Raw genomic sequence first — 21504 nt, 5'->3', positions numbered from 1 at the left:
TCCGGAATGATGTGACCAGATATGTGAGGCCATAAACGGCAAGACCACTTAAATGTCTTCAGAGACGTCTGTAACTTTAATGTGAATGGTATGCCAGGGAAGAGGATAGGGGACAGAACCACCCCGGCACTGCCCCCCGGAAGAAACAGAAAGTCCCCTCCACGCGAATGTTAGCATTTTTTGCCTGTGATATTATGACAACGTTATTTTCAGAGCATGGGCCGATGAAAAAGAAAACCACCACGCCTACACCCCACGATGCGACATTCAGGCAGTTCCTGACGCAGCCGGAAATAGCCCGGGATTTTATGGAGTTGCACCTCCCGGCAGAACTGCGTGCCATCTGTGACCTCACGACGCTGAAGCTGGAATCCGGCTCGTTTGTTGAGGATGACCTCCGCCAGTATTTCAGCGACGTTCTCTATAGCCTGAAAACCGCCGGCGGCGACGGCTACGTTCACGTGCTTATTGAGCACCAGTCGTCGCCCGACAAACATATGGCTTTTCGCCTGATACGCTATGCCGTGGCCGCCATGCAGCGCCACCTGGAGGCAGGGCATAAAAAACTGCCCCTGGTGATACCGGTGCTGTTCTATACGGGTAAGCGCAGCCCGTATCCGTACTCCACCCGCTGGCTGGATGAGTTTGACGACCCCACGCTGGCAGGAAGTCTCTACAGCAATGCTTTCCCGCTGGTCGACGTTACGGTCATTCCGGATGATGAAATCGCCGACCACCGCAGTATGGCCGCTCTGACATTACTGCAGAAACATATTCACCAGCGTGACCTGGCAGAACTGGTTGACCGCCTGGCGCCCATTTTGCTGGCCGGATATCTGTCTTCATCACAGGTCATATCGCTGGTACACTATATCGTGCAGGCAGGCGAAACAGCCGACGCCGAAGCCTTTGTACGCGAACTGGCACTGCGTGTGCCGCAACACGGGGACGCACTTATGACCATCGCTCAACAGCTTGAACAGAAGGGCATCGAGAAGGGGATTCAGCTCGGTGAACAACGTGGTATCGAAAAAGGCCGCAATGAAGGCAAGCTCGAAGTTGCCCGTACCATGCTCAGCAGCGGTATTGACCGCAGTACCGTCATGAAAATGACCGGTCTGACGGAAGAAGACCTGGCGCAGATACGCCACTGATTCATCCCTCCTGAGAACGCGTTTACTGCCCGGATGAGGCAAAGTACCTACCCGGCATTTCATTCTGAACCCCTTGTCTGTTCAGAACTCGCTTCTGGACAGACAAGGGGTTGGACAAGCCTGCTGCGCGTCAGCCTGTAGCCGTTAAATCCGTTCTTTCAGCATCGCCACCGCCTCGGTCCCCGGCATCTGGAACTGAACACGGTGGCGTGCCGCTACATCGAGCGCAAACACTTTCGTATAGACTTCCGTCGAACTTATCGACTTGTGTCCCATGAGACTCTGCAGCACCTTCAGCGGTATACCGGCATACAACATATGCATGGCGTAACTGTGCCTGAACGTGTGGGGTGTCACCGGTACTGAGAATGTCACACCGTCGGCGGCCGCGGCTTCGACCGCCTCAGCAAACCAGGTGCGCACGGTCCGATCGGTGATCTGCCAGATGCGCGCTTTTTCGGTTCTGCCGGTTCGTTTGTTTCGTCTTTCCAAAGGTATTTTCAGCGTGGCCACCATCATCTGCAGCTGGCTGACGTACTGGTGATCGGAGAGCGGAACCAGACGATGGACTTGATTGCCGGCGGGCGCTCTCCCGGCCGTTCTCGCCGCTTTCTCCGCACGTTGTTTGAGCGTGGCCAGTTGCACAAACGGATACGGCGGCGCCAGCGAAAAATCCCCCCGGGTCAGCGCGAGCGCTTCATTAATGCGCGCGCCGGTGTTCCACAGCGTTGCCAGCAGCATCTTGCGGTGAAGATCCGGCACGTAATGGAGCAGGGCGCTGACTTCCGGCGCCAGCAGGTATTTCGGGAGTTCATCCTGCACGAGCGCCATCTGGCGCAAGGCGAGGGCGGCAGGGTAGTCGATAGCCACCGGCAGCTGCGCTGCAGTTCCTGGTTGCGGTCCCAAGGTAACGAGCCCGGTCATCGAGATACATCGCTGTCTGTTGATATGTTCAGCGCCGAAGCAATAATTTCCCGGTTTTCCTCACTACGCCAGTTTCCGAAATAGTCTACTTCTTGGCTCAGGGACTGGTGTGCCGCCTCTATAAGGTCAGACACTCTCTGCAGAGCATTCTGTAACTGCTGCGCTGATATCACTCTTGGCACATCATGCTCATCCACACCATTACGGTGCACTAGGTCGTTTCTCCAGTCTGCGATGATACCCAGCGGCCTAACCGGCCAGATCGGCGGGATGTGCAGCACGGCGCTGAAATAGCGCTCAATTGTTTCAACGTTATGGAAAGTCATACGAGCAACGACATTCCTTGCAACAGGGCGAAACCTGGAAAGCGGCATCTTGCTGGTAGCCAGCTTCTCTTTCTTGCTGGCCCTGGCAAAAGGTAAATAATACGCCTCAAAATATCTCTCGAGCGGCCAGTCATGCTCCAGCAGGGCCTTGGCGCAGTACATCAGGTACGCCTCCATGACTGTTACGGCATGAACGAAAGACATCCTGTACACAATTTCAGGCAGCTCTCTGTCGAGCAGGGCATATAGCTTCTTCAGCTCCTGTCTTGCGTGCCGGTAACGCTGGTGAACATCATTCAGGGAAACCACGAAGAGCCCGTGTTCATGATCCCACTGAGCCTGATCAGCAAGTGCCTCCTGTTCCCAGTAATACAGGTTCGCGGCCTGCTCCCATTCTTCAGATTCGGGGACAACATCCGGGTAATTTTCCTCAAGCCACTCATTAAATCGTTCAGCTTCAATATCAATCATCATGTCTTTCATGATTTCCATAGCCCCTTTATTGTTGAGAAATCCCGCCAGCCTTTTTAATTCACTCGTCCATAGCCAAGAATGGCTGGAAGGTTTCCATTTCATTCAAGAGCTCGACAAAATCCTCCCGGGTCGGATCTGGTACTTCATCCCTGGCCTCATTTTTTAACTTACGCAGCCGCCAGCCTTTTCCCTTTCCATTCCAGATAGCAAGAACGTCCCCGGCAGGATTCAAAAAATTTCGTGAGATATACCCTGCTGGCCATCTTCGTGATGAATCACGCAGCCACAAAACTGGATGTGTTGCTACGAGGTGGTCGTATATACAGTGAATAGAATGAAAATAATTAGCCTGAAAACTACATGAATTACACATAAGCATCCCTTTCAAATAGTCACTCAGAGTAATTATGACGGGTGGCAGATCTGTCTGCGCACAACCCTGTGTCTGTCACCCGAATGAATTTCACCTGCTGTCATTATTTTCAGGCTGATAATAAGCAGCATTATAACCACGCTATTAAATTATCGGATGACCGTTTCCGGCAGATCCGACTTTTCACATTTAGCGAAGTTTCCGGAAGTGTACCACGGCCAGGGAATAAGCAAAGCGTCCTTTTAGGGTGGTGAGAGGCCGGTCGCAGGGCAGGGGAGAGACACAACATATAGCGTCACTGTCAGCTGTGAACACCGCTACATCTTGTGTTTTTTGGACGCTGCGCGTCGGCGGGGCTGAAGCAGATCCGGAACTACCTTTTTTCGGATCTCAGAAGTGGAGAAGAGGAATTATTGCAGCATGGACACAAAAAACGAGTAATTGTTGCGATGAGTGGACTATTGCACCATGAGCAAATATAAATGACTTTATGCGTCCTGCGGTTAAATATATTGTTCATGCCGTCCGGCTGAACCCCGGGTCAGGGGATCAGCCGGGAAGGAGAACGTCACGGTTCTGTTTTCCGCGACAGGGTCTTTCTTTTTTTCTTCAGGTACATCACTTCGTCACATTTACCGATCATCTCCGCCAGTGTCGTATAATGGTCTGCGTTATTGATCAGTTCGCCAAAGGAATAATTGATGTTGTAGGGCTTGCCCGAGGTGTCATTGTAATGATCGAGACTGGCACTCAGCGCGTGCAGATAAGACTGAGTGTTACCGTTTCGCCGGATCAGGGCGGCAAACTCATCCCCGCCAAGGCGGCCTGCTATTTCACCCGGTTCAAGGTGCTGATGTAAAAAGCCGGCAAAGATCTTCAGCACCTCGTCACCTTCCGCGTGTCCCCAGAGATCGTTAACCGGTTTGAACCTGTCCAGATCGAAATAGATGAGGCTGAACGACGCATCCTGCCGGTTCATTGCGCGGAAGAGTTTTTCGCCGGCGCGGTAAAACCCGCGCCGGTTGGGAATGCCCGTCAGGCTGTCCGTCATGGCCATGCTGATGGCCTCGAATTCGTCCTCCACGATACAGGCCAGGTCCCGGAGGGACGCAATGTCCTCATCCGTGAAGGCGCGGGGAACGGTGTGGATCAGGCACAGCGTGCCGGCCACCGTGCCGTCCGGCAGGCTCACCGGCTGGCCGGCGTAGAACCGGATGTGTGGCTCACCGGTAACCAGGGGATTATCGTGAAATCGCGCATCGGCAGCCGCATCGTGAATGATAAAAGGCCCTTCCTGCAGAATGGCGTGCCCGCAGAACGAAATATCACGTGGAGTTTCGCGCACGCCGACGCCCTGGCAGGCGAGGAGCCACTGGCGCTCGCGATCCAGCAGGCTTATCAGGGCCACCGGGACCTGAAAGGCTTTGCGGGCCAGCCGCGTCAGGCGTTCAAAACGCTCATCGTCACGGGTATCAAGAAGGCCGGTAATATACAGGGACTTCAGCCTCTGTTCTTCATTCTCCGGTATACCGGGTGCCTGCATGTAATCTCCTGGTATGTACAAAGTATATATGCAGATGAAAAGGTGTTTGGATCTGACTGAGTGTAATTATAGTTCACGACTTATCTGCCAGCGGCTGAACTTCAGGTACAGGAATTCACGTTTATCACTCGTACCAGACTCTCCGGAGGACCAGGGGAATGACCGGGTCTGTTACGGTGAGGGAATCTGTAAACCTCAGGATTTTTGCCGGGAAAGTACGTATAACTGCTATCTTGATTAGTAAATGTTAAAATTTGTAGGTATCCACCCGTTAAACAAAATGATTAATATTTAAAAATACTCGTTGAACACCCGTGCCGTAATAATGAAGTACATTAAAAACGTTATCCGGTCATGTGAAGCTGAGACCGTCTCTTCGTCATGTAAAATGCCGTACTTTCTTTGTCGTGAAGAATGACCGGGTTAAGTCCATAAGGTTGAGAGGAAGTCTGCAGATGTGATACGCTCAAGGCGAGATTTATCTCAGTGAGAACTCACGGCAACAAAAAGTTTTTGGACAACAAAACACAAAGTTGTTTTGGACTGTAGGAGTCCAAGAGACAATGACATTACATACAACGCCGTGTAACGGATTTTACATTATTACAAAGCCTGTGTTACAAGAGAGTTATGGACATGATTGAAAAAATATGTGAAGTAATTGATGGTGAATACGTCTGTGATATAGATATTAGCGTTGAAGAATGGAAGATTTTATTAAGGGATAAAAAAGTTTTTGATGACAAAAGTATTGCAGCGTTAAAAAAATGGTTCATTGAGCCAGACCATTCCTGTACATGTTTCGATATCGGCAAGAAGTACGACCTGCACAGTATGAGTGCTAATGGTGTAATCAATGGGTTGGGTGGAAGAGTTCAGAAGCAGCTTGGCCGATTCGAGGTTAAAGGAGTCGGAAAGATTGCTTCCGGGACAAAATTCATTACAGTCATGAAAAGTAGAGAAATTAAAGGAAACCCAAAGCGAAATTTATGGACTATCCGTGAAGAACTTGTTCAGGCAATAAAAGAACTAGATTTTTTTAGTACGAACGAAAGCTCAAGCATTGATTTTTACTCAGATAATGATTTGATCACTGCTCTAGAAGAAAGTAATCACTTTGACGTTACTCAGACATTTGAGTATAGCGAAAAAGCGAAACCTAAGAAAGCTGCAATAGAAGTCAAAAATGGACTCTCATACCCAAGAAGTAAATCTGTTTCAAAAAATGCGCTTAACAAAGCTGATTATAAATGTGAAATTAATTGCGACCATCCAACGTTCAGAAGGCGAAACTCTCCTCTAAATTACACAGAACCTCATCACATTGTCCCGATGTCAAAGCAAGACTATTTTGAGAATTCACTGGATGTGGAAGAGAATATCATATCACTATGTTGCAACTGCCATAAACAAATTCATCTTGGCAAGGGTTTGAAGATATGTTGAGGAAAATATATGCCGAGCGGAAAGATATATTAAAAAAAGCGGGAATCGAGATATTATTAGAGGATTTGATTCTTTTTTACAAGATGGAAGGTAATTAATCTTCGAGAAGATGCATGCTTATTTTTATTTTTTAGCAATGAATGTGAAATACTGCCTGACTATCAATCCTGTCATGTGGTTCAGATTTATGGGGAGGATTTTAATATTTTACCAGCATGGCATGTCGATCAATCGGTTAAGTATAGCGCCAGGTAACCAGACGGATTTTCCCTCTCAGGCGGGAGTCGTTATCCATCGTCCAGTACCTGATTAAAAGTAGGAGTAATTACAAGAAAATTAAATTGTATGACTATTATTTCCGTTCAGAAAAGAAAGTTACATTAAAAACCCGAAATTATTCGGGTTTTTAATTAGTTAAGTGCTATATATTTTCGTGTCCGGGGTACCCTAAGAGGGTGCGCAAGACAACACTCCAGTGTTCATTATTTATGACTGTCAAGCCATTTATTCATCTGCTCAATTTCACCTTTTTGAGCTTTAATGATGTCCTGCGCAAGCTTTCTCATTTCGGGATCTTTTCCGTATTTGAGCTCGGTCTCAGCCATTGCGATTGCCCCTTCATGGTGTGCGATCATACCTTTTGCAAAGGCCTTATCGGGATTGGATTCATTAACGGTGGCCATCATTTTTTCATGCATATTTTTCATGCCAGCCATATATTCCTGTGATGATGCCGATGAGTGCATATCTGACATTTTCATTTCCGAATGTTCAGCAGAAATGGCTGGCAGGGATAACATTAATATTACAAAAAGGGTGTTTTTGATTTTCATATAATAAACCCTTTCAGATGGTTACCGGATAAGTTTAGCTGAGTCAGACAAAAAAGCCCCTGACGGGGGCAAAAATGTAGCAACGTTGTTTCAGGAAAATCTATCAGGGAAAGGGTAACAGCACGGATACTACCGTCGCATTCAGCCTGCATTGATCATGCGGCGGTGTGCATCAGCCATAGCCTGATGGGGCCGGACTGACCGTTATTCGTAAATTCATGGGCAACAGCTGCTCTTTCATGTTCATTCATCGCCGCAAACGAAGTCGCCGGACGGGAAGCGTTAACGGTGCCAGTTCCCATCATCTTCTGATGACTTTCCGCCATTTTCTGGTGCGCATCCGCCGAGCCGTTCGTCATGGTTTCATGAGCAATAATGGCCTGTTCATGCTGGTCCATACCGGTCATACGAGGAGCAGTCCCCTGGATCCCGACAGGAGCCGCAGCAGACTGCATCTGGTGAGCAGGAGCCTGTGCATTGTTGACGCGATCATGGATATTCACGGTTTCAGTGGCCCAGGCCGATGAAATTAAACCAAAGCCCAGCAAAGATGCTAATACGATATTTTTCATGATAACTCTCCATTTCTGAATTAGTGATGTCCGGGGAAGTACAACCGGTGTTTTCAGTTCCATAACTGAAACAAGTTCGGCAGCGTTTATTTCTCCGGAAGAGGGCTGGATATTCATTTCCTGGCGTACTCTGACGCCGGGTATTGATGAAGCAATCCAGCCTTCCTGATAAGTTGCACTAATTATATCGAATGGCTTCTGTTTGCTGCATGACAGGCTAATGACATCTTTGTCATTTACATCTTTATTTTCAGCATTGGGTTTCCGGGATCATTTTCTCCAGTCTGGGCACGGATAAGATAAAACGCGTGGAGCGTACGTCTGATTCCACCTGCACTCTTCCGTGATGTGCTTCCACGATTGACTTCACAATCGCAAGGCCGATGCCGCTGCCTTCTCCTTTTCGTTGTCTGGATGGATCCACCCGATAAAAACGGTCAAACAGCCTTGATAAATGTTCTTCAGGGATCGGTTTCCCCGGATTTTCAATCACAAGGTCAAAAAAGCTCTCCTGCTCTCTTATTGAGACGGTGATTGCCTGTCCCTCCGGGGTATAACGCAGGGCATTGGATAACAGATTATTGATCGCCCTTCTGAACATTTGTGGATCTCCCTCAACCAGGCAGGGCATCCCGTTAAATTTGAGCGTGATATTGCGTTCTTCGGCCCAGGCTTCGAAAAACTCGAAGACTTTCATGACTTCCGCTCTGAGGTCAAACATGACCCTGTCAGGTATCAGCTGATTATTATCTGCCTGTGCCAGGAACAGCATATCGCTGACCATTTTGGTCATCCGGTTATACTCTTCAAGACTGGAATAGAGGACATCCTCAAGTTCCCTCTGTGTTCGATCCTGACTCAGTGCGATTTCAGTCTGCGTCACCAGATTGGTGATGGGCGTTCTGATCTCATGCGCGATATCGGCAGAGAAATTGGCCTGGCGGGTAAAGACATCCTCAATCTTTCCAATCATATGATTGAACGAGATAACCAGTTGCTCCAGCTCAATGGGAACGCGTGTCGGTTCCAGTCGCGCATCAAGATTCTCGGAGGTGATGTTTTTAATGGCATTGCTGACATTACGAAGGGGCAGGTGCCCCTGACGGACAGCGATTCGAATGATCAGAACAATCAACAGGCTTATCACGACGGCAATCGCAATCAGGTTCTTTTTCAGCGCATCGAGGTAATGGAGATGGAAATTAATGGATAGGCCAGTCAGCATGACATAGTTCTGCTGTTTGCCCTGAAATATCGCCTGACCAGAGGAGGCGATAATCCTGTATGTTTCCATCTTCATTTCGGACCCGGTATCCATCGGTCCCGCAGGATCCTCCACCGTCCAGAGAAAGACATCCCGTGCGCGGCTGTGCTCGCTAAAATCTGCTGAATTCACTGCCGGGCGTAGTGCCGCCCCCTGAGCTGAGCTAAAGAGCACTTCACCCCTGGGATTGAGGAGCAAAAGGGCAACGTTGCGGTAGCTGGCAATTGATTCCTTTATTTTGCTTATTTTTTTATCATCCGGATCCACCGGGGACTGCAGTATACGGTTCAGTGTGGTGCTGATTTGTTGAAGATCGCTGACATCCTGCTCGGCAAAATGATTTTCAACAGAATGCAGCATAAACCAGGTGAAGGCGATAAAAGCCAGTATCGTGGACAGGCTGATAAAAAAGGTCAGCCGCAGGGCGAGTGAGAAAGGGCGCCTGGAAGGTTTGCTATGCATCCGGGGCCTCCAGTATATAGCCCACGCCCCGGACAGTCTGGATCAGCTTTGTCCCGTAATCGTTGTCTATTTTAGCGCGGAGTCGCTTTACGGCGACATCAATCGCGTTAGTGTCGCTGTCAAAATTCATGTCCCAGACCTGAGAGGCAATCAGGGAGCGGGGAAGAACCTCGCCCTGATGGCGAATGAAGAATTCCAGCAGGCTGAACTCTTTACTGGTGAGCACAATGCGGTTTCCGGCGCGACTGACTTTTCTGGATACGAGATCCATCGAGAGATCAGCCACCCTAAACTGGCTTTCCGTGATCATCGTGTTTCCCCGCCTCAGAAGGGTTCTCACCCGGGCGAGCAGTTCGGCAAACGCAAAGGGTTTAACCAGATAATCGTCCGCACCCAGTTCCAGTCCTTTGACCCTGTGTTCGATCGTGCCGAGGGCCGTCAGCAGTAAGACCGGCATACCCTTTCCGGCAGTGCGCAGCATGCGGATGATATCCCAGCCGTTCACATCAGGTAGCATGATATCCAGAATGACTAAATCATACTCGGCTGTCATGGCGAGATGATATCCGGTAAGACCATTATCAGCGTGATCCACGACGAACCCTGCCTCTGTCAGCCCTTTGCTGAGATATTCACCTGTTTTAATTTCGTCTTCGACGATCAATATTTTCATCTTGCTCCCCGGCTGGCTGCTAATGTCATTCTATTGCGCCCACGATCGTTATCAACGGATTACAGCAAAAATGACAACATTGTCATTATCCTGTCACCCGGCAAACAGAGAGCGTTAGGTAAAGTACCCCTATCAATACTCTGGACTTCATTTGAACCATTTACCAGGTCTGCCTGGACGAGAAGCGTTATGTTCAAATTAAAATTACTCAGCATCAGTACCATATTCATCCTGGCTGGTTGTGTTTCTCTGGCACCTGAATATCAGCGTCCGCCAGCTCCGGTTCCCCAGCAGTTTTCATTGTCTAAAAACAGTCTGACGCCTGCGGTAAACAGCTATCAGGATACGGGCTGGCGAAACTTTTTTGTCGATCCCCAGGTCAGCAGGCTGATCGGTGAAGCCCTGACTAATAACCGTGATTTGAGAATGGCTGCCCTGAAGGTTGAAGAGGCCCGGGCCCAGTTCAACGTCACGGATGCAGATCGTTATCCCCAGCTGAATGCCTCATCCGGGATAACATACAGCGGTGGTCTGAAAGGTGACAAGCCGACCACGCAGGAGTACGACGCGGGTCTGGAGCTCAGCTATGAGCTCGATTTTTTTGGCAAACTTAAGAACATGAGTGAGGCTGATCGCCAGAACTACTTTGCCAGCGAAGAAGCCCGTCGGGCCGTACACATCCTGCTGGTCTCCAGCGTTTCACAGAGCTATTTCAGCCAGCAACTGGCGTACGAACAACTCCGTATTGCGCGGGAAACGCTGAAAAATTATGAACAGTCCTATGCTTTCGTTGAGCAACAGCTCGTGACCGGGAGTACGAACGTTCTGGCACTTGAACAGGCGAGAGGACAAATCGAAAGTACCCGCGCCGAAATAGCCAAACGAGAAGGCGATCTGGCTCAGGCAAACAATGCCCTGCAACTGGTGCTGGGAACGTACCGCGCACTTCCGTCAGAAAAAGGGATGAAAGGCGGGGAGATCGCACCAGTAAAATTGCCACCAAATCTGTCTTCACAAATTTTGCTGCAGCGACCGGATATTATGGAAGCGGAATATCAGCTGAAAGCGGCTGATGCCAATATTGGCGCAGCGCGAGCGGCCTTTTTCCCCTCCATTACCCTGACCAGTGGTCTTTCCGCAAGCAGTACGGAGCTGTCAAGCCTGTTTACGTCAGGAAGTGGAATGTGGAATTTTATCCCTAAAATTGAAATTCCTATTTTTAATGCTGGCAGGAATAAAGCCAATCTGAAGCTGGCTGAAATTCGCCAGCAACAGTCGGTGGTTAATTACGAACAAAAAATTCAGTCAGCCTTTAAGGATGTTTCCGACACGCTTGCGCTGCGCGACAGCCTTAGCCAGCAACTTGAGTCACAGCAGCGTTATCTTGATTCACTTCAGATAACTCTCCAGCGTGCCAGAGGATTGTATGCAAGTGGTGCTGTCAGTTACATCGAAGTGCTGGATGCAGAACGTTCCCTCTTCGCGACGCAGCAAACCATTCTCGATCTTACCTATTCCCGACAGGTTAACGAAATTAATCTGTTTACCGCGCTGGGTGGCGGTTGGGTAGAGTAAATTTATTCAATTAATCAGGAAATTAAAAATGCGTAATTCACTTAAAGCCGTTTTATTTGGTGCCTTCTCTGTCATGTTTTCTGCCGGTCTTCATGCTGAAACACATCAGCATGGCGATATGAATGCTGCCAGTGACGCTTCGGTACAGCAGGTTATCAGGGGCTCCGGTGTCGTTAAAGCCATTGATATGAATAGTAAAAAAATCACCATTTCGCACGAAGCAATCCCTGCGGTGGGCTGGCCTGCAATGACCATGCGCTTCACTTTTGTTAATGCAGACGACGCTATTGACGCTATTAATGCCCTGAAAACCGGCAACCATGTCGATTTCTCGTTTATTCAGCAGGGCAATATCTCCTTACTCAAAAGCATTAACGTTACGCAATCCTGATTATCAGTCCGGAGCGAATACATCCAGTGCGCCTGAACATTCATTAAGGGATTACTGTGAATGAATGATCGGGCGCATATGCCAGGTGTTTTGATTTTTCAGCGAGAAATTGTATGGCTTCTTTAAAGATAAAATATGCTGCAATAATTATCAGCAGCCTCATAGCAGGGGGCTGATATCGGTTACTGCCTGGCAGTATGTAAACTCATCACAAAAAACAGTACAAACCGAACAAAAGGCACCGGAACGAAAGGTGCTTTTCTGGTATGACCCGATGAAACCGGATACCAAATTTGATAAACCCGGAAAATCGCCCTTTATGGATATGGACCTGGTGCCAAAATATGCTGATGAAAGCGGCGATAAAAGCAGTGGCGGGATCCGTATCGATCCAACGCAGGTTCAGAATCTGGGATTAAAAACGCAAAAAGTCACGCGAGGAATGCTGAATTATTCTCAGACAATCCCGGCTAATGTCAGTTACAACGAGTATCAGTTTGTCATTGTGCAGGCGCGCTCTGACGGTTTCGTCGAAAAAGTGTATCCCCTGACGATTGGCGATCATGTGAAGAAAGGCACTCCGCTTATCGATATCACCATTCCTGAATGGGTTGAGGCACAAAGTGAGTTCCTGCTGTTATCCGGTACAGGCGGTACGCCAACCCAGATAAAAGGGGTTCTGGAGCGACTTCGTCTGGCTGGTATGCCGGAAGAGGATATTCAAAGGCTGCGTTCAACCCGCACAATCCAGACCCGTTTTACCATTAAAGCACCTATTGATGGTGTCATTACTGCGTTTGACCTGCGCACCGGCATGAATATTTCGAAAGATAAGGTGGTGGCTCAGATTCAGGGAATGGACCCGGTCTGGATCAGCGCTGCAGTGCCAGAATCTATCGCCTATTTGCTGAAAGATACGTCGCAGTTTGAAATTTCGGTACCGGCTTATCCGGATAAAACATTCCATGTCGAAAAATGGAACATTCTTCCCAGCGTGGATCAGACAACCCGTACGCTTCAGGTCCGTCTCCAGGTTTCTAATAAGGATGAGTTTCTCAAGCCGGGCATGAATGCCTATCTGAAACTGAATACCAGGAGCCAGGAGATGCTGCTGATACCAAGCCAGGCCGTTATCGATACCGGCAAAGAACAGCGCGTGATTACTGTTGATGATGAAGGCAAGTTTGTGCCGAAACAGATCCACGTTCTGCATGAATCACAGCAACAGTCCGGCATCGGTTCCGGCCTGAATGAAGGCGATACCGTGGTGGTCAGTGGCCTGTTCCTCATTGACTCCGAAGCCAATATTACGGGCGCGCTGGAACGTATGCGCCACCCTGAAAAAACAGAAAGCAGTATGCCAGCAATGTCTGACCAGCCTGTAAATATGCATTCAGGGCACTGAGGAGACGACGATGATTGAATGGATTATCCGGCGCTCTGTCGCCAACCGTTTCCTGGTCATGATGGGCGCACTGTTTCTCAGCATCTGGGGCACATGGACGATAATTAACACGCCGGTCGATGCGCTGCCTGACCTGTCAGATGTGCAGGTCATTATTAAAACCAGCTATCCCGGACAGGCCCCGCAGATTGTAGAAAACCAGGTCACCTATCCACTTACCACCACCATGCTGTCCGTACCTGGCGCAAAAACCGTGCGTGGTTTTTCACAGTTCGGGGATTCGTATGTGTATGTCATTTTTGAAGACGGCACCGATCTGTACTGGGCCCGTTCCCGCGTGCTGGAATATCTGAATCAGGTTCAGGGAAAACTGCCTGCCGGTGTGAGTTCTGAAATCGGTCCTGATGCCACGGGTGTGGGCTGGATTTTTGAATATGCCCTTGTCGATCGCAACGGAAAACACGACCTTTCAGAACTGCGCTCTCTGCAGGACTGGTTCCTGAAATTTGAGCTGAAAACCATCCCGAACGTGGCTGAGGTCGCTTCGGTTGGCGGCGTGGTGAAACAGTACCAGATTCAGGTCAATCCGGTAAAACTGTCCCAGTACGGTATCAGCCTGCCCGAAGTGAAACAGGCACTTGAATCGTCTAACCAGGAGGCCGGTGGCTCATCCGTTGAAATGGCCGAAGCGGAGTATATGGTCCGTGCCAGCGGTTATCTTCAGAGCATTGATGATTTTAATAACATCGTCCTGAAAACAGGTGAGAACGGCGTGCCGGTTTATCTGCGGGATGTTGCCCGCGTGCAGACCGGGCCCGAAATGAGGCGTGGTATTGCCGAGCTGAACGGCCAGGGAGAAGTCGCTGGCGGCGTGGTGATCCTGCGGTCGGGTAAAAATGCGCGCGACGTTATCACGGCAGTGAGGGATAAACTGGAGACGCTGAAGGCCAGCCTGCCGGAAGGCGTTGAAATCGTGACCACCTACGATCGCAGCCAGTTAATCGACCGGGCGATTGATAACCTCAGTTACAAGCTTCTTGAAGAGTTTATCGTTGTTGCTGTCGTTTGCGCACTGTTCCTCTGGCATGTCCGTTCTGCCCTGGTGGCGATTATTTCTCTGCCACTTGGCCTGTGTATCGCCTTTATCGTCATGCACTTCCAGGGACTGAACGCCAATATCATGTCGCTGGGAGGGATAGCGATTGCCGTCGGTGCGATGGTGGATGCCGCCATTGTGATGATTGAAAATGCGCACAAACGGCTTGAGGAGTGGGATCATCAGCATCCGGGTGAGCAGATTGACAACGCCACCCGCTGGAAGGTGATTACCGACGCCTCCGTGGAAGTGGGACCCGCGTTGTTCATTAGCCTGCTGATCATCACCCTGTCCTTTATTCCTATCTTTACCCTGGAAGGGCAGGAAGGTCGTCTGTTTGGCCCGCTGGCATTCACGAAAACGTACTCCATGGCGGGAGCGGCCGCACTGGCCATCATCGTCATTCCTATTCTGATGGGATTCTGGATCCGGGGAAAATTCCTGCCGAGACAAGTAACCCCCTGAACCGGGTGCTGATCAAAGCGTATCATCCTTTGCTGCTGCGGGTCCTCCACTGGCCAAAAACAACCCTGCTGGTTGCGGCCTTGTCCATTTTCACGGTTATCTGGCCACTGAGTCAGGTGGGCGGTGAATTTCTGCCGAAGATTAACGAGGGCGATCTGCTGTATATGCCGTCGACCTTGCCTGGCGTCTCTCCGGCAGAAGCTGCAGCGCTCCTGCAGACAACAGACAAGTTAATCAAAAGCGTTCCTGAAGTGGCTTCTGTATTTGGCAAGACCGGTAAAGCAGAGACCGCAACGGATTCCGCGCCGCTCGAAATGGTGGAAACCACGATCCAGCTCAAACCTGAGGATCAGTGGCGTCCCGGCATGACAATTGACAAGATTATTGATGAACTCGACAGGACAGTCCGTTTACCGGGTCTGGCAAACCTCTGGGTGCCGCCTATCCGTAACCGTATTGATATGCTCTCAACCGGGATCAAAAGCCCGATAGGTATCAAAGTGTCCGGGACTGTTCTGTCCGATATCGACGCGACGGCGCAGAGTATCGAGGCGGTAGCCAAAACCGTGCCTGGCGTGGTGTCTGTCCTGGCTGAGCGACTTGAGGGCGGGCGCTACATCGATATCGATATCAACCGGGAGAAAGCTTCCCGGTACGGGATGACTGTGGGCGACGTCCAGCTGTTCGTCTCTTCAGCAATCGGTGGGGCTATGGTGGGTGAGACGGTTGAAGGCGTGGCCCGGTACCCTATTAACATTCGCTATCCGCAGGATTACCGTAACAGTCCGCAGGCGTTGAGAGAGATGCCAATCCTGACCCCAATGAAGCAGCAAATTACGCTGGGCGATGTTGCCGATATTAAGGTCGTTTCCGGACCAACCATGCTGAAAACCGAAAATGCCCGGCCAGCCAGCTGGATTTATGTTGATGCCCGCGGCAGGGACATGGTGTCGGTGGTGAACGATATTAAGACGGCCATCAGTGAGAAAGTGAAACTGAGACCGGGGACCAGTGTGGCATTCTCAGGACAGTTTGAATTACTCGAGCACGCCAATAAGAAATTAAAACTGATGGTACCGATGACGGTGATGATCATCTTCATCCTGTTATATCTGGCATTCCGCCGGGCTGATGAGGCCTTACTTATTCTGATGAGCCTGCCGTTTGCCCTGGTTGGCGGGATATGGTTCCTGTACTGGCAGGGCTTCCATATGTCAGTGGCGACCGGAACCGGGTTTATCGCCCTGGCCGGGGTGGCAGCAGAGTTTGGCGTGGTCATGCTGATGTATCTGCGTCATGCCATTGAAGCGCACCCGGAATTGTCCCGTAAAGAGACGTTCACACCGGAAGGCCTTGATGAAGCCCTCTATCATGGTGCCGTACTGCGTGTCCGGCCGAAAGCCATGACCGTGGCGGTGATCATTGCGGGTCTGCTGCCAATACTCTGGGGAACCGGTGCAGGTTCAGAAGTCATGAGCCGTATCGCGGCACCCATGATTGGTGGGATGATCACGGCTCCGCTGCTGTCCCTGTTCATTATTCCTGCCGCCTACAAATTAATCTGGCTGCGCAGACATAAAAAAAGCGTGTCCTGAACCTGAAAGGGCACCCCTGTGGGTGTCCTTCTTTACTGATTCACCCTGACGTCAGGGTTTATATCGATAATATACAGAGGTGAGTATGAAAAAAGTGGTTCTAATGGCGCTGGCTCTCGGCCTTTCACTACCCGCGATGGCGAGTGAAAAAGTGATTGATATGTACAAATCTGAAAACTGTGGCTGTTGTTCCCTGTGGGGCAAAGCGATGGAAAAAGACGGGTTTGAAGTACGAACTCACGTCATGAATGATCAGGCGCTGTCAGCCCTGAAAGAAAAGCATGCTATTCCTGCAGGACTACGAAGTTGTCATACCGCGGTTGCCGGTAATTTGATCATTGAAGGCCATGTGCCTGCGACAACGATACATAAGGCAATGCAGTCTGGTTCGGGTATATACGGTCTCGCCACCCCCGGTATGCCAGCAGGAAGTCCTGGAATGGAGATGGGAGCCCGAAAAGAGGCTTACGATGTTATCGCATTCTCACCGGATGGAAGTAAAAAAGTCTTCCAGCGAATCGAATAGTCAGCGGAACGGCTGATAACGGGACGCCGGTAGCAGGCACTCCTGTGCCGGCGATATTCGTGGTAATCGCATCCATGACATACCCTGAAGACAGAAGATGCTTCGGTATGCATAAGGAGAGTTACTGTGAAAAATGACAATGCAGTGCAACACAACAACCAGACTGCTTCTGAGCAGACATTATCCCCGGACGAGGGCCACGTATTGCATAAGGTGAGAGATCCCGTGTGCGGGATGGCCATCCTGCCCGACAGGGCGCACAGCAGCATTCGATACCAGGACCACCAACTTTATTTCTGCTCCGCCAGCTGTGAGAGTAAATTTAAAGCCCATCCCGATCGTTATCTTACCGAAGATGCCAGTGAACATTCCCATCACCATCACCACGATCATCACGAAGTCAGCCCTGATCAGATAAAACAGCCTCACAACCAGGCGGAAAAAGAGAATTCTGAAGGTGTGTGGACATGTCCGATGCACCCGGAGATACGCCGCAGTGGTCCCGGAAGCTGTCCTGTCTGTGGAATGGCACTGGAGCCGCTCGTAGCTACGGCATCCACGGGGCCGAGTGATGAACTTCACGACATGACAAGACGCTTCTGGCTGGGGTTGTTGCTGGCGTTTCCGGTTCTGGTACTCGAAATGGGATCTCATCTGTTTCCCGACTTGAGGAATACAGTACCGCCACAGTACAACACATGGCTGCAGTTGCTTCTGGCCTCCCCTGTCGTGTTGTGGTGTGGCTGGCCATTCTTCGCCCGGGCCGGAATGTCGTTACGTAACCGCTCCCTGAATATGTTTACCCTTGTTGCAATGGGGACCGGCGTAGCCTGGGTTTACAGCGTCATTGCAACCGTCTTCCCCTCCTGGTTTCCTGCATCGTTCAGAAACATGGATGGCCTGGTGGCCGTTTATTTTGAAGCCGCAGCAGTTATTACGGTGCTTGTTCTGCTGGGACAGGTTCTTGAGCTGCGGGCACGGGAACAAACCTCAGGCGCCATTACTGCGCTTCTGAACCTTGCCCCCAAAACCGCCAGACGGCTGGATCATGACGGTCATGAAACGGATATTAATGCGGAAGATGTCCTGCCTGGCGATAAGCTCCGCATCAGACCTGGAGAGAGTATTCCGGTCGACGGTATCGTGATCGAAGGCAAAACAACCGTTGATGAATCGATGGTGACCGGGGAGTCTATGCCGGTTACCAAAACGAAGGGTGACCCTGTCATTGGGGGACGATTAATCAGACAGGTAGTCTTATCATCCGTGCAGAGAAAGTCGGTGATGAAACGATGCTCTCACGAATTGTTCAGATGGTCGCTGATGCACAGCGTTCGCGTGCCCCCATCCAGAGAATGGCAGACAGCGTTTCAGGCTGGTTTGTTCCTCTGGTGATACTTATCGCGGTTGTTGCTTTCTTGATCTGGTCTGTCTGGGGGCCCGAGCCCAGGATGGCGCACGGTCTCATTGCGGCTGTGTCGGTCCTGATTATTGCCTGTCCCTGCGCGCTGGGACTGGCCACGCCGATGTCGATAATGGTGGGGGTGGGCAAAGGCGCCCAGGCCGGGGTGTTAATCAAGAATGCCGAAGCCCTTGAGCGTCTTGAAAAAGTGGACACGCTGGTTGTCGACAAAACAGGCACGCTCACGGAAGGTTCGCCTACGGTGACAGGGATTATCAGTCTCAGTCCGGGTGGGGAAATATCTCTTTTACGTGTAACAGCTGCAGTGGAAAAAGGTTCGCAGCATCCGTTGGGTATGGCTGTTGTCAGAGCCGCGCATGAAAAGGGGATCGTGATACCTGCCGTCAGTAATTTCAATGCCCCGTCGGGGAAAGGTGTCTCAGGCGATGTCGAAGGTCAACGGGTTGTTATTGGTAATGAACTGGCTATGCAGGAAAACAGTATCGTTATTGATAATCAAAAGGCCGTTGCGGATACGTTGCGGATGGAAGGCGCTACCGTTATCTATGTGGCCACAGACGGGAACCTTGCAGGCCTGATAGCTATCTCGGATCCCGTGAAAGCAACCACGCCGGATGCGCTTAAAGCTTTGCGTCAGGCGGGGATCCGCATTGTTATGCTCACCGGGGATAACCAGCTTACTGCTGAAGCAGTCGCACGGAAACTGGGAATAGATGAGGTTGAAGCCGGGATTCTGCCGGATGGCAAAAAAGCAGTGATAACCCGACTGAAAGCGTCTGGCCATGTGGTTGCGATGGCCGGAGACGGTGTGAATGATGCCCCGGCGCTGGCAGCGGCTGACGTGGGTATAGCCATGGGAACGGGTACAGATGTGGCAATTGAAAGTGCCGGAGTCACCCTTCTCAAAGGCGACTTGATGATACTGAACAGGGCCCGTCATCTGTCAGAAATCACCATGAAAAATATCCGGCAGAATCTGTTTTTTGCGTTTATCTACAATGCTCTTGGGGTGCCTGTAGCTGCAGGTCTGCTTTATCCTGTGTATGGAATACTGCTGTCGCCAGTTATTGCGGCGGCGGCTATGGCCCTTTCCTCCGTTAGCGTCATTGCAAATGCGTTGCGTCTGAAAAGTGTCAGGCTCGGGAAATAACCCTGAATGAAGGGTCTGTTACTAACAGAAGGAGTCCGGTATGAAAAGTACCACCTATGCGCTTATTGCTGTCGCCGCGATTGCGGCATTTGCCCTCCTGCGCGAACACTGGTCACATGTGGCAGGTTACTGGCCATATCTGTTATTGCTGGTCTGCCCGCTAATGCATCTTTTCCACGGCCACGGAGGGCATGGAGATCATCAACATCAAGGAAGTGAAAACGATAAAAAAAATTAATCCGGCAGACGGGGCCGCGTCGCGGCCCCGTTATCAGTCCAGGTATCGTTCGTAGTCTCTGGCATGCGCAAAGGCATGCTGTTCAAGTTTGTTATCAGCGGGTGCCGCTGCCCGGAACGCCAGTGAGTTAACAGGATTGTTATTGATGACCAGCTCGTAATGCAGATGAGGACCGGATGAACGTCCGCTGTTACCGGATAACGCAATAGCGTCTCCCCGGGTAACCCTGGCCCCTTTAGTAACGAGTATTTTATTGAGGTGGAGATAGCGAGTTTTAACACCGGCTTTTCCCGTTACTTCAACAAAATATCCCATGGTACTGTTGTATTCGGCCCGGGTGATTTTTCCGTCGATGACGCTGACTATTTTCGTGTTCATGGGCATGGAATAATCAATGCCATTATGGGGACTCACTTTTCCCGATACCGGGTTAAGTCTTGCAGGATTGAAAGGCGAACTGAGTCTTGCTGTGGCCGGTAACGGATAATCGAGACTGCCTTTTCCGGAAGTATCGGAAAGGTTATAGAACTTTTTATCTGATATACGATACGCCGTGTAATTAAATGAACCGGACGTAAATTTATAGGCCACGACACGTGATTTTCCCGCTTTCTTTTGCAGTACGAGTTTTAATGATTCATTTTTTTTCAAATGCCGCAGATTAAACCGGGAAGGCAAGGAGCGCTGAAGAGTAGCGATCTCGTTCGATTCCAGCCCGAGCGGGTGGCTGAAAGGTAGGCATTTTCTTTTACGACATCGGTAGAATACATTTACTGGAATTCGCCGTTAGCATGAACACTGCGGCGTATGCTAGGGGTTTTCAGGAGGCGTGTCATCTGTCAGTTAATCGGGAGCACCGTTGATGGTCGTCATTTTTGTAACATATCTTGTTTCCCGTTTGCTCCTGAAGCTCTGGGAACTGTATGACCAGCCCGACGGTGATGATTAACGGGACTGAAACAGGTTACGGCAGAGCAATATGGGACTCATGTCCTGCTACGTAACCCGTCAGTAAAGCCCTGCTGCGCACCTGACGCTAAGCACTAACCCGCCTGCACCTGGTCGAATACAGCCCGCGAAGCTTTCTTGCCTGCGTCTGATGTGCTTCCGCACCGGCATTATTGACCTGCTCATGCACGAGAGCGGCTTTTTCTCCGGCATTCAGTTCGTTAAAAGAAGAAGACGAGGTCTTTGAATTTGCATCACTGCCGGACAGCATTTTTTTATGTTCCTCAATCATTTTCTGATGCGCATAGGACGCGCTGTTGTTCATAAATGAATGAGCAACAATGGCCCTTTCATGTTCATTCATTTCAGAGAATGAGGGCGTGTTGTTTTTATTAACCCTGTCCGGTAAGTTTTCATGCGTCGAGGAGTTCACATGACTGACGGCTGAGGCATTATTAACAAATCGATGTGCTTCATGGGCAATATCACTGGACTGAGCAAAAGCTGCCCCACAAAATAAAGCTGTAAACGCAGTGGTCGTGATTAATATATTCATGTGTAATTACCTTCTGAGGTACATAAAAGATGTCCTTATGATCATATATAAAAAAATCAACCTGTGGGGAAGATGACGTAAATGTAATACAG

General features: G+C 50.1%; 12 protein-coding genes and 7 pseudogenes. 9 read left to right on the top strand and 10 right to left on the bottom strand.

Annotated features, from left to right (window positions below; all coding sequences use genetic code 11):
* Window positions 1-224: 224 nt before the first annotated feature.
* Window positions 225-1154 (top strand): Rpn family recombination-promoting nuclease/putative transposase, encoded by a 930-nt coding sequence (locus tag LPQ25_RS27075; RefSeq protein ID WP_004213558.1) that lies wholly within the window; start codon window positions 225-227, stop codon window positions 1152-1154.
* Window positions 1155-1298: 144 nt separating this feature from the next.
* Here LPQ25_RS27075 and LPQ25_RS27070 read toward each other — a convergent pair whose 3' ends face one another.
* The 4 genes and pseudogenes from LPQ25_RS27070 to LPQ25_RS27060 form a co-directional block, all read right to left on the bottom strand.
* The gene (locus tag LPQ25_RS27070) at window positions 1299-2078 is read right to left on the bottom strand and encodes a site-specific integrase (protein ID WP_004213560.1); all 780 of its coding nucleotides are present in this window, start codon (window positions 2076-2078) and stop codon (window positions 1299-1301) included.
* Window positions 2075-2896, bottom strand: coding sequence for a hypothetical protein (locus LPQ25_RS27065; RefSeq protein ID WP_004213562.1), 822 nt, complete (start codon window positions 2894-2896; stop codon window positions 2075-2077). Before LPQ25_RS27065 ends, LPQ25_RS27070 begins: the two co-directional genes overlap by 4 nt.
* A 499-nt stretch (window positions 2897-3395) precedes the next feature.
* A pseudogene (locus tag LPQ25_RS27335) lies at window positions 3396-3641 on the bottom strand (hypothetical protein); the annotation flags it as partial.
* A 178-nt stretch (window positions 3642-3819) separates the two neighbouring features.
* Window positions 3820-4794: a GGDEF domain-containing protein gene (locus LPQ25_RS27060; RefSeq protein ID WP_004213565.1), complete on the bottom strand. Its 975-nt coding sequence runs from the start codon at window positions 4792-4794 to the stop codon at window positions 3820-3822.
* Between the two features lie 636 nt (window positions 4795-5430).
* On the opposite strand from LPQ25_RS27060, the pseudogene LPQ25_RS27055 reads away from it, so the two are divergent.
* Window positions 5431-6338 (top strand): annotated as a pseudogene (locus LPQ25_RS27055) (HNH endonuclease).
* A gap of 384 nt (window positions 6339-6722) precedes the next feature.
* Here LPQ25_RS27055 and copM read toward each other — a convergent pair.
* From copM to silR, 4 genes and pseudogenes are all read right to left on the bottom strand, one after another.
* Window positions 6723-7073, bottom strand: coding sequence for a CopM family metallochaperone (gene copM / locus LPQ25_RS27050; RefSeq protein WP_004213569.1), 351 nt, complete (start codon window positions 7071-7073; stop codon window positions 6723-6725).
* Window positions 7074-7214: 141 nt separating this feature from the next.
* Window positions 7215-7645: pseudogene (silE, locus tag LPQ25_RS27045) on the bottom strand (silver-binding protein SilE).
* A gap of 250 nt (window positions 7646-7895) precedes the next feature.
* Window positions 7896-9371: a copper/silver sensor histidine kinase SilS gene (silS, locus tag LPQ25_RS27040; protein WP_000555737.1), complete on the bottom strand. Its 1476-nt coding sequence runs from the start codon at window positions 9369-9371 to the stop codon at window positions 7896-7898.
* Complete coding sequence (gene silR, locus LPQ25_RS27035) at window positions 9364-10044, bottom strand: copper/silver response regulator transcription factor SilR (RefSeq protein ID WP_004213574.1); 681 nt, start codon at window positions 10042-10044, stop codon at window positions 9364-9366. Before silR ends, silS begins: the two co-directional genes overlap by 8 nt.
* 189 nt (window positions 10045-10233) lie before the next feature.
* Here silR and silC point away from each other — a divergent pair, with 189 nt between their 5' ends.
* The 7 genes and pseudogenes from silC to LPQ25_RS27000 all read left to right on the top strand — a co-directional run bounded on the left by silC (window position 10234) and on the right by LPQ25_RS27000 (window position 19908).
* Complete coding sequence (gene silC / locus LPQ25_RS27030; RefSeq protein ID WP_004213577.1) at window positions 10234-11619, top strand: Cu(+)/Ag(+) efflux RND transporter outer membrane channel SilC; 1386 nt, start codon at window positions 10234-10236, stop codon at window positions 11617-11619.
* A gap of 28 nt (window positions 11620-11647) precedes the next feature.
* Window positions 11648-12010 carry a cation efflux system protein CusF gene (gene cusF, locus LPQ25_RS27025; RefSeq protein WP_004213578.1) on the top strand — a complete coding sequence of 121 codons (363 nt, stop codon included), beginning with the start codon at window positions 11648-11650 and terminating at the stop codon, window positions 12008-12010.
* A 113-nt stretch (window positions 12011-12123) separates the two neighbouring features.
* Window positions 12124-13415 (top strand): annotated as a pseudogene (silB, locus tag LPQ25_RS27020) (Cu(+)/Ag(+) efflux RND transporter periplasmic adaptor subunit SilB).
* Window positions 13416-13425: 10 nt separating this feature from the next.
* Window positions 13426-16571 (top strand): annotated as a pseudogene (gene silA / locus LPQ25_RS27015) (Cu(+)/Ag(+) efflux RND transporter permease subunit SilA).
* 85 nt (window positions 16572-16656) lie between these two features.
* Entirely contained in the window at window positions 16657-17097 is a 441-nt protein-coding gene (locus tag LPQ25_RS27010) for a DUF411 domain-containing protein (RefSeq protein ID WP_000758228.1), read from the top strand.
* A 126-nt stretch (window positions 17098-17223) separates the two neighbouring features.
* Window positions 17224-19670: pseudogene (gene silP / locus LPQ25_RS27005) on the top strand (Ag(+)-translocating P-type ATPase SilP).
* A 40-nt stretch (window positions 19671-19710) separates the two neighbouring features.
* Entirely contained in the window at window positions 19711-19908 is a 198-nt protein-coding gene (locus LPQ25_RS27000; RefSeq protein WP_000843497.1) for a DUF2933 domain-containing protein, read from the top strand.
* A 33-nt stretch (window positions 19909-19941) separates the two neighbouring features.
* On the opposite strand, the pseudogene LPQ25_RS26995 reads toward LPQ25_RS27000, so the two are convergent.
* Window positions 19942-20678: pseudogene (locus LPQ25_RS26995) on the bottom strand (peptidoglycan DD-metalloendopeptidase family protein).
* 266 nt (window positions 20679-20944) lie between these two features.
* Window positions 20945-21412, bottom strand: coding sequence for a hypothetical protein (locus LPQ25_RS26990; protein ID WP_048336866.1), 468 nt, complete (start codon window positions 21410-21412; stop codon window positions 20945-20947).
* Window positions 21413-21504 lie beyond the last annotated feature (92 nt).

Source organism: Klebsiella sp. KPN54798 (assembly GCF_021184225.1).
GTDB lineage: Bacteria > Pseudomonadota > Gammaproteobacteria > Enterobacterales > Enterobacteriaceae > Klebsiella > Klebsiella pneumoniae.
Note: the sequence above shows the minus strand (reverse complement) of the source record. Positions and strands in the feature narration are given on the sequence as shown.